General features: G+C 71.1%; 18 protein-coding genes. 11 read left to right on the top strand and 7 right to left on the bottom strand.

Translation table 11 applies throughout. The features are described 5' to 3' along the window. Nucleotides 1-41: 41 nt before the first annotated feature. Complete coding sequence (locus tag MK177_05260) at nucleotides 42-506, top strand: NUDIX domain-containing protein (GenBank protein ID MCH2426725.1); 465 nt, start codon at nucleotides 42-44, stop codon at nucleotides 504-506. Nucleotides 507-528: 22 nt separating this feature from the next. Here MK177_05260 and MK177_05255 read toward each other — a convergent pair whose 3' ends face one another. The 3 genes from MK177_05255 to MK177_05245 form a co-directional block, all read right to left on the bottom strand. Beyond that, nucleotides 529-1,116: a TetR/AcrR family transcriptional regulator gene (locus MK177_05255; protein MCH2426724.1), complete on the bottom strand. Its 588-nt coding sequence runs from the start codon at nucleotides 1,114-1,116 to the stop codon at nucleotides 529-531. A gap of 64 nt (nucleotides 1,117-1,180) precedes the next feature. Next, on the bottom strand, nucleotides 1,181-1,426 hold the full coding sequence (locus tag MK177_05250) for a hypothetical protein (protein ID MCH2426723.1): 246 nt from the start codon (nucleotides 1,424-1,426) through the stop codon (nucleotides 1,181-1,183). A 38-nt stretch (nucleotides 1,427-1,464) separates the two neighbouring features. Further along, nucleotides 1,465-2,433 carry a glycosyltransferase family 4 protein gene (locus MK177_05245; protein MCH2426722.1) on the bottom strand — a complete coding sequence of 323 codons (969 nt, stop codon included), beginning with the start codon at nucleotides 2,431-2,433 and terminating at the stop codon, nucleotides 1,465-1,467. A 76-nt stretch (nucleotides 2,434-2,509) separates the two neighbouring features. Between MK177_05245 and MK177_05240 the strand changes: the two genes are divergently transcribed. Further along, nucleotides 2,510-3,715: a hypothetical protein gene (locus MK177_05240; protein ID MCH2426721.1), complete on the top strand. Its 1,206-nt coding sequence runs from the start codon at nucleotides 2,510-2,512 to the stop codon at nucleotides 3,713-3,715. Nucleotides 3,716-3,778: 63 nt separating this feature from the next. On the opposite strand, the gene MK177_05235 is transcribed toward MK177_05240, so the two are convergent. Then, nucleotides 3,779-4,357 (bottom strand): septum formation family protein, encoded by a 579-nt coding sequence (locus MK177_05235; protein MCH2426720.1) that lies wholly within the window; start codon nucleotides 4,355-4,357, stop codon nucleotides 3,779-3,781. 35 nt (nucleotides 4,358-4,392) lie between these two features. On the opposite strand from MK177_05235, the gene ccmA reads away from it, so the two are divergent. From ccmA to MK177_05195, 8 genes are read left to right on the top strand one after another with little or no spacing between them, the layout of a single operon-like run. Beyond that, nucleotides 4,393-5,076, top strand: a complete 684-nt coding sequence (gene ccmA / locus MK177_05230; protein MCH2426719.1) for a heme ABC exporter ATP-binding protein CcmA — start codon at nucleotides 4,393-4,395, stop codon at nucleotides 5,074-5,076. Next, nucleotides 5,069-5,752: a heme exporter protein CcmB gene (locus MK177_05225; protein ID MCH2426718.1), complete on the top strand. Its 684-nt coding sequence runs from the start codon at nucleotides 5,069-5,071 to the stop codon at nucleotides 5,750-5,752. Before ccmA ends, MK177_05225 begins: the two co-directional genes overlap by 8 nt. A 12-nt stretch (nucleotides 5,753-5,764) precedes the next feature. Beyond that, nucleotides 5,765-6,589, top strand: coding sequence for a cytochrome c biogenesis protein (locus tag MK177_05220; protein MCH2426717.1), 825 nt, complete (start codon nucleotides 5,765-5,767; stop codon nucleotides 6,587-6,589). Then, nucleotides 6,586-6,744, top strand: coding sequence for a hypothetical protein (locus tag MK177_05215; protein ID MCH2426716.1), 159 nt, complete (start codon nucleotides 6,586-6,588; stop codon nucleotides 6,742-6,744). The genes MK177_05220 and MK177_05215 overlap by 4 nt, the downstream gene beginning before the upstream one ends. After that, the gene (locus MK177_05210; GenBank protein ID MCH2426715.1) at nucleotides 6,737-7,273 is read left to right on the top strand and encodes a cytochrome c maturation protein CcmE; all 537 of its coding nucleotides are present in this window, start codon (nucleotides 6,737-6,739) and stop codon (nucleotides 7,271-7,273) included. The genes MK177_05215 and MK177_05210 overlap by 8 nt, the downstream gene beginning before the upstream one ends. Then, the gene (gene ccsA, locus MK177_05205) at nucleotides 7,270-9,237 is read left to right on the top strand and encodes a cytochrome c biogenesis protein CcsA (protein MCH2426714.1); all 1,968 of its coding nucleotides are present in this window, start codon (nucleotides 7,270-7,272) and stop codon (nucleotides 9,235-9,237) included. The genes MK177_05210 and ccsA overlap by 4 nt, the downstream gene beginning before the upstream one ends. After that, complete coding sequence (locus MK177_05200; GenBank protein MCH2426713.1) at nucleotides 9,234-9,767, top strand: TlpA family protein disulfide reductase; 534 nt, start codon at nucleotides 9,234-9,236, stop codon at nucleotides 9,765-9,767. Before ccsA ends, MK177_05200 begins: the two co-directional genes overlap by 4 nt. After that, the gene (locus tag MK177_05195) at nucleotides 9,764-11,008 is read left to right on the top strand and encodes a cytochrome c-type biogenesis protein CcmH (GenBank protein MCH2426712.1); all 1,245 of its coding nucleotides are present in this window, start codon (nucleotides 9,764-9,766) and stop codon (nucleotides 11,006-11,008) included. Before MK177_05200 ends, MK177_05195 begins: the two co-directional genes overlap by 4 nt. Nucleotides 11,009-11,030: 22 nt before the next feature. Here the strand turns inward: MK177_05195 and MK177_05190 are convergent, their stop codons facing one another. The 3 genes from MK177_05190 to MK177_05180 are packed head-to-tail and all read right to left on the bottom strand — an operon-like array spanning nucleotide 11,031 to nucleotide 12,412. Beyond that, nucleotides 11,031-11,507: a histidine phosphatase family protein gene (locus MK177_05190; protein MCH2426711.1), complete on the bottom strand. Its 477-nt coding sequence runs from the start codon at nucleotides 11,505-11,507 to the stop codon at nucleotides 11,031-11,033. Then, complete coding sequence (locus MK177_05185) at nucleotides 11,504-11,668, bottom strand: hypothetical protein (GenBank protein MCH2426710.1); 165 nt, start codon at nucleotides 11,666-11,668, stop codon at nucleotides 11,504-11,506. The genes MK177_05190 and MK177_05185 overlap by 4 nt, the downstream gene beginning before the upstream one ends. A gap of 24 nt (nucleotides 11,669-11,692) precedes the next feature. Then, on the bottom strand, nucleotides 11,693-12,412 hold the full coding sequence (locus tag MK177_05180; protein MCH2426709.1) for a helix-turn-helix domain-containing protein: 720 nt from the start codon (nucleotides 12,410-12,412) through the stop codon (nucleotides 11,693-11,695). A 135-nt stretch (nucleotides 12,413-12,547) separates the two neighbouring features. Between MK177_05180 and MK177_05175 the strand changes: the two genes are divergently transcribed. Continuing rightward, entirely contained in the window at nucleotides 12,548-13,687 is a 1,140-nt protein-coding gene (locus tag MK177_05175; GenBank protein MCH2426708.1) for an Mrp/NBP35 family ATP-binding protein, read from the top strand. The last annotated feature ends 21 nt before the right edge of the window (nucleotides 13,688-13,708 follow it).

The following is a 13,708-nucleotide window of genomic DNA, read 5'->3' as shown; positions in this document are numbered from 1 at the left end:
CAGGTCTACCGCCAGTGTTCCTGAGGCGACCGGCGGCCAGGGTGGTGCTTCTCGACGGCGAGGGGCGGATCTTCCTGGTGAACGCCGAGGACCCCCTCGACCCCTACAAGCCCGCCTGGTGGGAGATCCCCGGCGGGGGAATCGACCTGGGAGAGGACTCGGCGGTGGCAGCCACCCGGGAGCTCGTCGAGGAGACCGGCATCGAGGACGTGGAGATGGGGCCGGTCATATGGACCCAGCACGTGCAGTTCACCTTTGGTGGCTACTTCTTCGACAGCCACGAGAAGATCCACGTGGCGTGGTGCGACGGTGGCGAGTACCGGCCAAGGCACCTGGAGGCACTGGAGGCAGCGGCATTCCGGGGCGCACGCTGGTGGACGTTGGACGAGCTCCTGGCCTCGACCGAGCCGGTCCTGCCGGCACTGCTGCGCCAGCACCTGGCACCCATTGTGGCTGGCGACCTGCCAGAGGTACCCATCGACATCTCCCCGGAGCCCCTGGACTGACCCCAGCCGGGGCCCGGTGGCCTCAGGCCAGGGAGTCCAGGCCACCCCACGCCAGGCGGGCAGCCAGGGCGGCCATCTCCTCGGCGGGGCGGGTCCGCTGCCCGTGCATCCAGTGGCGAATCATGCCCTCCGACAGCCCGTTGATCCCGGCAGCCATGGCCAGGGCCGACTCGTGGTCGACGGTGCGGATGAGGCCGGTCAGGTACTCGGCGAAGGTGTCACGGACCCGTCTGGCATCGCGGCGGAACTCCGGGTCGACGGCCAGGCTGGAGCCGTAGAGGACGGCGAAGGCGGCAGGTTGCTCCTCGAAGAACCTGAAGAAGGCCCGGAAGCCGGCTTCGACCCGACGCCTCGGCGTCTCCTCCACCTCGCACGCCTCGATGGCCCTCATCAGCCGGTCGCCGGTCTCGGCCAGCAGGACCTCGAACAGGTCGTGCTTGGATGCGAAGTGCTGGTACAGAACCGGCTTGGTCACACCGGCCTCTGCCGCCAGGGCGCTCATCGAGGTGTCGTGGTAGCCGTGGCGGGCGAACACCTCCAGCCCGACGTCGAGGATCTGCCGCCGCCGCTCTGCGGCCGGCATGCGGGATCGGGTGGCCGTGGTGGTCATGCTGTGACGGTAGGCATACCGGGCCCGCCAGCGGGAACCGGGCGGAAGATAATGTGGCCGCCTCTCAGTGGCCTCCGGTGGTGCCCCGGTCCTCGTCATCGGCTGCCCGGACCGCGTGGTGGAGCACGATGGCCGGGGCGAGGACGAACGATCCGGCGACCAGCAGCACCACCAGCGAGGTTGCCACGCCGTCCGAGAATCCCGTGGAGAGCCCGATGGCGAACACCACGATGGAGACAACGAAGGCCAGGTACCCGAGCCGCTGGCCCAGGTGGGCCAGGCGTCGAAGTGAGGCTCGGCGGGCCAGCACCGGGTCCTCGTGCGGCGATGAAGTTCCACCGACCGTGTTCACGGGAGCCAGCCTGCCGCGGCCAGGAGGGATTCCAGACGATCGGCCATGCGATCCAGCGAGAGTTCCCGGACGGCCACCGCCCTGTTGGCCTCGAGCAGGGCGTGGCGCCGGGTCGCAGGCGACCCCAGCCACGCCATCAGCGGGTCGAGGTCGTCGGCGTCGAACCAGCTGAACCCCAGGGCGCGGAGCTCATCGGCCACCGGATAGCCACCCACCACCACCGGCCGTCGGGCCAGAGAGGCCTCCACCGGGGGGTTCCCGAAGCCCTCCCAGGTCGAGGGGAACACCACGACGTCGGCGGCCGCGTACAGGTCGGACCGGTCGGCCTGGGAGGCGTGGATTACCGGGCACCGGGCGGCTGCAAGCTCGCGGGCCAGTTCCGGGCCGTAGCCGTCCTCGGCCGGACCGAGCAGCCAGTAGGTGGCGTCCAGCGCCTCGGCGATGCCCACGGCCCGACCCACCGCCTTGCGGCCGATGGCCCTCACCGGGTGGACCACAAGGCGGTCGTCGGGTGACAGGCCGAGCCGAGCACGGGTGCGCTGGCGGTCGCCCGGCGGCGGGTCGGGTTCGAACCCGTTGCGGATGGTGGTGGCGGTGATGCCTCGTTCCGCCATCTGGTGGCGTGTCAGGTCGTTGATGGTGACGTGGAGCCAGGTGGGGTCCTCCGGGGGAAGTTCGGTGACATGGGCGAAGCGGGCCCGCTGCCACGGGGGGTCGTGGTGGTGGAGCACGGCCGGTCGACCGCGGAGCGCCTCGGCGACGGCCACCGAGGCCGGGAGGTTCAGGGGGATGGTGCACAGGTTCTCGACCACCACCAGGTCGGCGTCCTCCAGGGCTGCGGCCAACTCGTCGGGGTCCGGCGGGAACCCGGCGTCGATCCCGAGCCCGCCCACCAGCGTCAGAGGACGCTCGTCGGTCCAGCCCGGCTCGACGTCACCGGCCACCCAGGTCAGGTCGAAACCCATCCGGGTGAGCGCATCGGACCAGTTCCGTGCTACTACCGAGACACCGTCGGTGGGCCCGAGCCGGAAGGAGACGATCGTGCAGCGAGGCTTCCTGGTGGGTGGCAATGGTCTCCCGGACCCATCGTTCGTTGACCTCCGGGCCGCCGTGGGACGGCTGCTGGAGGACCACTGGGTGTCGGAAGGGTACGCAGCCCCCAACCCGGGGATCTACCCGTGGCAGTGGCTGTGGGACTCCTGCTTCCACGTGCTCATCTGGCAGGCACTGGGCGAGGGCGGGCGCGCCCAGAGAGAGTTGGCCGAGGTGTTCCGTCCACAGGCCCCGTCCGGGTTCGTCCCCCACATGAACTACGTGCAGGCGCCCGGCGCCCATGAGGACCTCTGGGGCCGTCGGGACGGTTCGTCGATCACCCAGCCGCCCATGTACGGGCACGCTGTCGCCGAGCTGGTACGTGCCGGGTCGCCACCTCCTGACGAGGTGGTGGACGCGGCGGTCGCCGGCGTCGGCTTCCTGATTGACCAGCGGGCCCGCCACCGGTCGGGCCTGCTCCTGGTGTGCCACCCGTGGGAGACTGGAATCGACGACTCTCCACGGTGGGACGACCGCTGCCCCGACGGCTTCGACCGGGACCGGTGGGGGGTGGCCAAGGACCGGCTGGTGTCGACCATCCAGGCCGGATCCGACGGTTCGCCCATCCAGAACCCCGCCTTTCCGGTGGCCCCGGTCGGGTTCAACGCCCTGGTGGCCTTCAACGCCCGTGAGCTGGCCGCCGTGGTCGGCGACGATGGCCTGGCCGCCGCGTCCGACGAGCTGGCGGGGGCGCTGGGGGACCGGTGGTCCGACGAGGCCGGAACCTGGGTGGATGCCGGGCCCACGGCCGACGGGTCGGGACGGGCCCGGACGCTGGACGGCCTGCTCCCCCTCCTGGTCGAGGACGACCCGCGGCGGGCGGCAACCGTCATCGACCAGCTCCTGGATCCGACAGCCCACGGTGGTCCGGCAGGGCCGACCGGAGTGCACCGTGGCGAACCGTCGTTCGATCCCGATGCCTACTGGCGTGGGCCGGTGTGGCCACAGTTGGCCTACCTCATGGTCCTGGCCACGGATCGGCACTCTCCCGTGTCGGCTCGCACCCTGGCCCGGACGACGGTGGCCGGCGCGTGGGCCTCGGGGCTGGCCGAGTACTGGAACGCCGATACCGGTGGTGGCCTGGGTGCCGTGCCCCAGTCATGGGCCGGCCTGGCCCTGCTGCTGGCCGGCCGACGCGATGCGGGGGGCGCCTGAGGGGCTCCCCGGGGGTGGGCCCACGCGATGCCGGGTCGGCCGGAGGGGTTCCCGGGGGTCGGGCTAGCGGCGGCTGTCCCGTGCCGAACCGACCATCTCCTCGCCGTCGTCGCGGAGGAGGTAGCAGTGGATTCCGCGGAACCGGGCATCCTCGTGCTCGAAGTCGGTTCTGGACGGGGTGAGGTAGCCGAGCTCCAGCTCTGACAGCTCGTAGATCTCGCCCACGAAGTCGGCGAATGCCCCGTAGCACTGCGCCCTGGCGAACGCCTCCATCTCCCGGTCTCCCGGCCATGGTGCCCCGGCCCGGGCCGGGTGCTCGGTCCGGAGGTAGACCTCGTGCTGGTGGGGTCCACCGCAGGGGACCCGTGTGTCGAGCTCGACGTGCCGATCGTCCTGCACCCACGAGTAGCGGTTGAAGCAGGCACCGTCCTCCAGGTCGTGGAGGTTCACCACGTCGCCCACCCAGTTCGGGATGCCCTCGTCGGCCAGCGTCGGTCGGACCTCCACGATCGAGGTGGTCGCCTCCGCCGGATCGGACGTCGGCGACTGCGGGTCGGACGGATCGTCCGTGCAAGCGGCCAGGAGGATCGCCATAGTGACCGCCGTCAGCAGCCGGCGACAGGTGCTCCGGGGATCGGGCATGGGGTCAGGGTATGGCCGACCGGTACCGTGACGGGGTGCCAGTGGTCGACTTACGCGGGGCGGTGGCGCTGTTGGGGAACTTCCCAGCGCTCGCCGGGGTCGACCTCACGGTGGAACCCGGTGAGATCGTCCTCGTCCGGGGGCCGAACGGGGCCGGCAAGACCACCCTGCTCCGCCTTTGCGCCGGCCTGGTGCGGCCCGAGGCCGGATCCGTCGAGGTGCTCGGCCATGACCTCGTCCACGAACGCCGTTCGGTTCGCAGGCGCGTGGCCCTGCTGGGTCATGCCATGGGCCTCTACGACGACCTGACGGTCGTGCAGAACGTGCACTTCTGGGCCCGTGCCGCGGGGTTGTCGGCCGAAGAGGCCACCGACAGGGTCGGGGTGGCGATGGTCCGACTGGGCGTGGCCGAGCGGCTCTTCGGGCAACCCGTCCACACCCTGTCGGCCGGGCAGCGGCGGCGGGCGTCGCTGGCAGCCCTGGTCGTCCGTCGACCGGAGTTGTGGCTCATGGACGAACCCCACGCCGGTCTGGACCAGGCGGGACGCGACGTCGTCGACGTCCTCATCGGCGATGCCGTGGCCTCCGGGGCCACGGTGCTGGTCTCCTCCCACGAACTGGACCGGGTGGCCGTGCTGGGTCCGCGGGTGGTGACCATCGCCGGGGGAGTGGTGGTCGACGACACCGGTCGTGGCGACGGGGGTGGTTCCCGTGGCTGAGCTGCGTAGGTTCCTGGGCGACGCGTGGCTGGTGGCGGCACGCGACCTGCGGATAGAGGTCCGGTCCCGGGTGGTGGTCGACCAGGTGGTGCCGTTCGCCCTGCTGGTGCTGGTGTTGTTCGGCTTCGCCCTGGACGCCGACCATCGCACCCTCCGGACGTTCGCACCGGGCCTGTTCTGGGTGGCGGTCCTGCTCAGCGCCCTGCTGGCCGTGCACCGGTCGGCGTCGGTGGACCAGTCGGACGGAACCCTGGATGCGTTGCGCATGTCCGGACTCCCACCGTCGTCGCTGTTCCTGGGCAAGGCCGCAGCGGTGTTCGTGCAGCTGGTGCTGCTGGAGGCGGTGCTGGTCGGCGGCCTGCTGGTGCTCTACGGGGTCGAGGTGGTCGACCCGGTCCTGTTGGTGGTGGCCGGTCTGCTGGCCGGGGTCGCCGTGGCGGCTGCCGGTACCCTCTACGGCGCGCTGGCCTCGGGGCTAGGGGTGCGGGAGACCCTCCTGCCGATCCTGCTGCTCCCGGTTCTGGCGCCGGTGCTGATCGGGGCCACCCGGGCGTTCGACGATGCCCTAGGGGCCGCGGCGGTCGACGGTTGGGCCTGGACCGGGCTGCTGGCCGTGGCCGCCCTGGTCGTCACCGTGGTCGGCGCCCTGGCCCACGGCGTGCTGATCGAGGACTGACCGGGAGCCCCGATGGCCGGACGAGACGAGCGACGAGACACCACAGGGTCCCGCGGCTCGCGCCTGCTGGGATGCGCCGCCCTGGTGGGACTTGCGGCACTCGGCGTCCTGGCCTTCGTCCTGACCGGGCCGGACGTCCGGATCCACCCGACCACCGGTGAGGAGTTCGGCCAGCTCGATGCCGTTCGCATGCTGTACCTGCACGTGCCGATGGCCGTTCTCATGTACGTGTCATACCTCCTGTGTGCGGTGGCCAGCGTCGGCGTCCTGGTGAAGCGCACGCGCTGGTGGGACGTCATGGCCCATTCGGCGGCCGAGGTGGGCACCGTGCTCTGCGGCCTCGTGCTGGTCACCGGTTCGATCTGGGGTCGCCCGGTGTGGAACACCTGGTGGGAGTGGGGCGACGTGCGCCTCATGACCACGCTGGTTCTGTTCCTGCTGTTCGCCGGCTACCTGGCCCTGCGCCGCACGACCGCCGATCCCCGGCGCCAGGCGCGGCGGGCGGCCGTGGTGGCCCTCGTGGCCGTACTGGACATCCCGCTAGTGAACAGGTCGGTGGCATGGTGGGAGAACCGCACGTTGCACCAGCAGTCCACGCTGGAGGAGCTCAAGATCGAGGACCTCACGCTGTTCACCCTCATGTTCGGCTTCCTGGCCTTCGGGTTGGTGGTCTGCTGGCTGATCCTGCAGAGGTTCCGGGTCGGATGGCTGGAGCAGGCGGCGATCGACCACGGGATCGAGGCGGCCATAGCCGAACGTCGTGGCGAGACGTCTCCCGCCGAGCTGGATGCCGCCGTCGGTGGTCGGGACGGACCGGCCGGGGAGGCGTCGCCATGACCCATCTCGGCTACCTGATCGCCGGTTGGGGGATCTCCCTGGCCGTGCTGGGCGGCTATGCCCTCCGCGTGGTCAGGCGCGGTCGCCGGCTGAGCGCCCTGGTTCCCGAGGGCCACCGTCGGTGGTTGGAGTCCCCGGGGACCGACGGTGGCTGACGACGCCGGACCGGAGCCGTCGCCCCTGGACCTGACGCCCCGGCCGTCGAGGCCGGGGGCCGGGACCCGTCGCCCCGGGGCCATCGCCCTCGTGCTGGTGGTGGTGGGTGCCCTGGTGTACGTCCTGCTTCGCACGCTGGGCGACGCCTCGCTGTTCTTCTACGACGTGGCCGAGGCTGTCGAGCTGCGGTCCGAGCTGGGTGACGGCCGGTTCCGCGTGGTCGGAACCCCGGAGCCCGGGCTTGTGGTCGCAGAGCTGGATGGCGGATCGGCCGTCGTGTTCACCCTCTGCGCAGGCGACGTGCTGGCTGACGTCGTCCACATGGGCGATCCGGCCGAGCTGTTCCAGCCCGGGGTGCCGGTGGTGCTCCAGGGCGCCTGGACCGCCGGGCGGCCACCCGGCGTCGACGGTCTCTCCGGAGCGGCCGATGACGGCTGGTTTCTCCGGACGGACCACATGGTGGTGAAGCACGACAACGACTACCGGTCGGATGGCGCCGAGTTGGAGCCCTGTGGGGAGACCGGTTGAACGCCACCCTCGGCACGGCATTCGTCGCCCTCGGGCTGTCCGCCTCGGTGGCCGGCCTGCTCAGCGTGGCCTGGGGCCTCGCGACCCGTAATCCCGTCTTCGTGGTGCGGTCCCGTGCCTGGGTGGCCCTGGTGGCCATCGCCGCGGTAGGTCAGGTGGCGGTCATGGAGCGAGCGCTCATCACCCGCGACTTCACCGTTGCGTTCGTGGCCGAACACGGCAGCCACCGCACCCCGGCCCTGTTCAACGTGGCCACCCTCTGGTCGGCGCTCGAGGGGTCGATCCTGCTGTGGGTCCTGATCCTGGTGGGCTACGTGGTGCTGGTGGTACGACGGTTCCGGCACCGGCTGCACGATCCCGTCGTGGGCTGGGCACTGCTGGTGCTGTTCGTGGTGTGCGCCTTCTTCTTCCTCCTGCTGGCCGGTCCGGCCCACCCGTTCGCCCGCTTCGAGCCGTGGGCCGGCTACGACGGCCCGGGCCCCAACCCACTGCTCCAGAACCACGTCCTCATGGCGTTCCACCCGCCGGTGCTCTACCTGGGCTATGTGGGCTTCACCGTGCCGTTCGCCCTGGCGGTGGCGTCGCTGGCCACGGGTCGCATGGGGGAGGGCTGGCTGCTGGAGGCCCGCCGCTGGACGCTCATGGCCTGGGGCTGCCTGACGGTGGGGGTCCTGTTGGGCGCATGGTGGTCGTACGAGGTCCTGGGGTGGGGCGGCTACTGGGCGTGGGACCCGGTGGAGAACGCCTCGTTCCTCCCGTGGTTGACCGGCACGGCCTACCTGCACTCGGTCATGGTCCAGGAGCGCCAGGGGATGCTGCGGGTCTGGAACCTGTCGCTGCTCTGCGCCACGTTCTCGCTGACCATCCTCGGTACCTTCATCACCCGGTCGGGGGTGCTGGAGTCGGTCCACACCTTCACGGAGTCCGGTATCGGCCCTCTCCTGCTGGGATTCTTCGGGCTGGTGGTGGTCACGACCGTCGGCCTCATCGCCTGGCGGGGAGACGAGTTGCGGACGGCCGGTTCGATCGACTCGCCGGTCTCGCGTACCGGGGCGTTCCTGTTCAACAACCTGCTATTCGGGGCGTTCGCCTTCGTGGTGCTGCTGGGCACGGTGTTCCCCCTGCTGGTCGAGGCCGCCAATGGGGACCGGATCTCGGTCGGCAACCCGTACTTCGAGCGCATGACCATGCCGATCGGGTTCGCCCTCCTTTTCCTGATGGCGGTGGCACCGGTCCTGCCGTGGGGGCGGGCCACCGCTGTGCTGCTGGCCACCCGCCTGCGCTGGCCGGCCGTCTTCGGTGCTGCGTCGATGCTGCTGGCAGTGGTTGTGGGGAGCCGGGGGTGGGCGCCGACCCTGGCCGTGGGCCTTGCGGGGTTCTCGATCGGCGGCGCGGCCCGCCAACTCTGGATGGCCGTGCGGGCCCGGGGCCTACGGGGCCTCGTCGGACGCTCCAGCGGCGGCATGGTCGTCCACGTCGGTGTGGCCGTGGTGGCCGTGGCGCTCGCCTGCTCCTCGGCCTTCGTCAGGCAGGCCGAGTTCCGGTTCGACCGGCCCGGCGACCGGGCCTCCTTCGCCGGACACGAGCTGGTCTTCGACGGCCTGACCACCGTCGACCTTCCGGAGAAGACCGAGATCCGCGTCTCGGTGCGCGTCGACGGGCACCCATACCTTCCCGCCATCAGCATGTTCCCCTTCGCCGGCCAGACCATCGGGACGCCGGCCACCCGGTCCACCCTGAGGGACGACCTGCAGCTGGCCGTACTGGCCGTGCCCGACGACGGGTCGACGACGACCGTCCTGCGGGTCACCGTGCAGCCCCTCGTGCTCTGGTTGTGGGTGGGTGGCGCGGTGATGGCCGTCGGGACGGCCCTGGCCGCCGTGCCCGGAGCCGGCGCTGCGCGACGGCGTGACGGCGACGGCGCAGAGGCGGAGAGGCGGTCGTCGGACGGGGTGTCGGCGTGAGCCCGGTCCGGTCCGCGGCGCTGGCCGTGGGCCTCGTGCTGGCCCTCCTGATCGCCGTGTTCGCCACCCGCGACACCAACCGGGACCGTATGACCACCCACCTGGTCGGAGCCGTGGCCCCTGCGGTCGTGGGAACGACGATAGAGGGCTCGACCTGGGACCTGGACGACCAGCGGGGTCGCTGGGTGCTTGTCAACTTCTTCTCCACCACCTGTGTGCCCTGTGTCAGGGAGCACCCCGAGCTGGTGGCGTTCGCCGCCACCCACTCCGGTGCCGACGACGTGCGGATCGTGACCGTCGCCTTCGACGACCGGCCGTCGACCGTGGCCGCCTTCTTCGTCGAACACGGGGGTGGCTGGCCGGTCCTCACCGCCGACACGGGACGGATCGCCGTGGACTGGGGAGTGGTGGCCGTTCCCGAGTCGTACCTGGTCACCCCGTCGGGGCACGTGGCGGCGAAGGTGATCGGCGGCGTGACCCTGGACGACCTGGAGGACCTGCTGGCCCGTGCCGTGGCGGTCGTCCCATGAGGCCCGGCGACTCTCGTCGACGCCTCACCTGGCTCCTCGTGCTGGTCGTGGCTGTGGGCAGCCTGGTGGTGTCAGAGGTGGCGGAGCGGCCGGCGCTCACCAACGCCGACCGCGTCCGCGACCTGGCCGGGGATTTCGCCTGTCCGGTCTGCCAGGGGCAGTCGCTCGGTGAGTCCGACGTACCGATCGCCCGGACCATCCGGTCGACCATCAGGACCATGGTCGACCGGGGTCGTACCGACGGCGAGATCAGGTCGATGCTGGTCGACCGGTTCGGCGAGGACATCGACTACATGCCGAGCGGTGACGGCCTCGTCGGCCTGGTCTGGGTGCTTCCGGTCATGGTCGGCGGCGTGGCCCTGGCCGGGGGGGTGGCGTCGGTCCGGCGGTGGCAGGGTCGCGGTGGCGGTCCTGCGCCACGGCGCCCGCTGGTGCTGGCCGCGGTGGTCGCTGTGGCCGTCCTGGCCGGCGTGCTGGTGGCCGGCACCGCCGGCGACCGGTCGGCCGGCGACACGTTGAGCGGAGACATCAGGTCCTCCTCCCGGACCCTGCTGGTAGAGGCCGGCGTGGCGGCCCCCGACGAGGCCGTCGCTCTCTACACCCGGGTGCTGGAGATCCAGCCGTCCAACGCCGAGGCCCTGGCCTACCGGGGCTGGGTCCGTTGGAGGACCGGCGATGCCGCTCAGGGGCGGTCCGACCTGGATGAGGCGGTCGCCGTCGACCCGGCGTATCCGGACGTCCGTGTCTTCCGGGCGTCGCAGCGCCATGCCGACGGCGACCACGTGGGGGCTGCCGGGGACCTCGTGGTGCTGGACGAACTGGAGGCCCCGCCGATCGTGGGCGACCTGCTGGCGGCCAGTCGTCTGCGCCAGCGGATCGCTACCGGCCTGGCGGCGTCCGGGGAGTTGCTGGCCGCCGTGGAGTTGTTGGACTCGGGCTTGGAATCCCGACCGGATGCCGCCGCCCTGCTGGCCGAGCGGGGCTGGCTGCTGGCGGCCACCCGGTCGCCGGAGCTGGTCGAGCGGGGCCTCGCAAGCCTGGACGAGGCTCTTGCCGTGGACCCGGTGGATCCGTACGGCCTGGCCTACCGGGCGGCGGTCCTGGCCACGCTGGTCGACCGGCCGGAGGATGCCGCTATCGACGTGGCGACGTTCACAGGGCTGGACGGGCCTCCCGCCGAGCTGGTCGACCTGCTGGTCGGGACGGGCCTGCTGGTCGCCGGGACGGGAAGCGGTTCCTGACCCACCGGCGCAGCGACCGGGGTCAGGGGGTCGCCCGGTAGTGGGCGTGCTCGACCCGACCGTTGGTGGCCGTCAGCTCCCAGATCGAGGCGTAGCCGCAGCCGCGGCCTCCGCTGAGGCCGGCGCCGTCTGCCACCAGGTCCCTGATGACGTCGAGGATCACGTCGGAATGGCTGCACAGGACCGTGACAGACCCGTTGCCATCCGTGACGGCCAGGTCACGGACCAGCAGGGTGGTCATGTCCGCGGCTCCCTCGAACAGGGTGTCCACCGCCTCCGGCTCCACGCCGTGCTGGTCGCAGAGAGGCCCCACGGTCTGGAGGCACCGGACGGCCCGGCTGCTCATGACCTGGGTGACCGGCCGGTGGAGTTCGGCCACGGCGGCATTCAGCCGGCTGGCCTGGACGACGCCACCTGCATCCAGCGGTCGGTCGACGTCGTCACCCGACCAGCGGTAGGGGTCGCCTGCCGACCCGTGGCGGACCAGGAGGATCGTCACCGCAGGTCGCCGAGGATCCCCGGGACGGCGTCCAATGCGGCGTCGTGGTCGGCATCGGTGGTGTTCCAGCCGACGGAGAGGCGCAGCGAACGCTGTGCGTCGACCCCCATGGCCTCGAGCACCGGCGAGGTGGAGGCGTGGTCGAGGTAGTGGCGGGTCACGAAAGGTCGGGCGCAGCGGCGGGTTCAGGCCGTCACGTCGGTGATGCACACGGCGTCGCCCATGGGCAGCGAGGACCGCATCTCGGCCTTCGCCTCTCCGTACAGGGCGGCCAGCATCCCCGTGACCAGGCCGCGGTCCACGGCGCAGATCACCGGGTGTTCGATCGGAACGCCACCGAAGGGGCAGTGTTCGGAGACGATGCGCAGGCGGTCGTCGCCGGTGTGTTCGGCCCGTGCCGCGAAGCCGTGGGCCGTGAGGGCCTCGGCCACCACCTGGAGTGCCGAGCGGAACGACCGGTGGACCCCCTGTTCGCCGATGGCCTCGGCCATGTTCCGTCCCACCTCGATGCCGACCTCCTCGGCCATCGCCTCGGCCTGGTCGGCAGGCAGGAGGGCGAGGGCCCTACCCAGCAGGCTGACCAGCACGGCATCCTGGCGGAGCGGCAGCTCGAGCGGGGTACCGGGGTCGGAGACCCGGTAGTGCTTCGACGGCCGCCCGGCCGAGGCGCCCTCCTGGCGTTCCACGACGATCTCCAGGTAGCCGCCGGCCGCCAACTTGTCGAGGTGGTGGCGGGCAACGTTGGGGTGGAGGTCGAACGCCTCTGCGGTGTCGCCGGCCGTCACCCCGTCCTCGGACTCCCGGGCGCGCAGGTAGATGTTCCGGCGTGTCCGGTCGCCGAAGGCTCCGGTGATGGCGGTGACCGCCGAGGCGAACTCGGTGGCCGTGAGGGGGGCTCCATCCACGTGGATATTCTAACGAATACGGCACCTCGGCCATCCGGCCGGGTCCACCGCTTGTTTCTGCCGGTCACCCGGTCGCTGGTGGATGCCGACGAGATCCGATGGTGGGGCCGATCCCACCGCAGCCGAGGAGAACCCGTGGCGGTCACCGAAATCCAGGTTATCGAGGCCCTCCGGCCTGTACAGGACCCGGAACTCCGCCGCAGCATCGTGGACCTCGGCATGGTCCGGGAGGTTCGAATCGACGAATCACGTGTCGAGGTGCAGATAGCCCTGACCGTGCCCGGGTGCCCGCTGAAGGCCGAGATCCAGCAGTCCGTGAGCGACGCCGTCTCGCAGTTGGACGGCGTGGAGGCCATCGGCGTCGACTTCACCGTCATGACGGACCAGGAGCGGGAGGAACTCCGGGAGGGCCTCCACGGAGACCCGTCGGCCACCGCCGGAACCAACTCCACCTACGGGCACTCCGAGGGCCGGGCCGTGCCGTTCGCCGAGGCCAACTCGTCCACCCGGGTGCTGCTCATCGCGTCGGGCAAGGGTGGGGTCGGCAAGTCTTCGGTCACCACCAACCTGGCCGTGGCACTGGCCGGACTGGGCAGGGACGTGGCCGTGGTCGACGCCGACGTCTGGGGCTTCTCCATTCCGCGGATGCTGGGCGTGTCGCATTCTCCGACGGTGATCGACGGCATGCTCATCCCACCGGAGGCCCACGGTGTGCGCTGCATCTCGATGGGTTTCTTCGCCGACGAGGACCAGCCGGTCATCTGGCGGGGCCCGATGCTCCATAAGGCGCTCGAGCAGTTCCTGACGGACGTCTACTGGGACGAGCCCGACTACCTGCTGGTCGACCTGCCCCCCGGTACCGGTGACATCTCCATCTCGCTGGCGGGTTTCCTGCCCACCGCCGAGATGTACGTCGTCACGACGCCGCAGGTGGTGGCCCAGTCGGTGGCCCAGCGGGCGGCGTTCATGGCCGAGAAGGTCAACCTGAAGGTCCACGGCGTCATCGAGAACATGTCGTGGTTCACCGGCGACGACGGCACTCGGTACGAGTTGTTCGGTGCGGGTGGCGGTCAGGCCCTCGCCGACCTGTTGAAGGTGCCCCTCGTAGGGCAGGTGCCGTTGGTGCCTGCACTGTGCGACGGTGCCGACCGTGGTCGTCCGGTCGCCGGCGACCCGTCGACCGAGGTGGGAGCGCTGTTCGTAGAGATGGCCAGGACCATCGACGTGGACATGAAGCCGACGAAGCGTCGGCACAGGGAACTCAGGATCGTCTGAGCCCTCGGCTCGGACCAGGAC

It is taken from the genome of Acidimicrobiales bacterium, assembly GCA_022452145.1.
In the GTDB taxonomy this organism is placed as follows: domain Bacteria; phylum Actinomycetota; class Acidimicrobiia; order Acidimicrobiales; family MedAcidi-G1; genus UBA9410.
The sequence above is the reverse complement of the archived record's forward strand: the minus strand, read 5'-3'. Positions and strand labels throughout refer to the sequence as shown.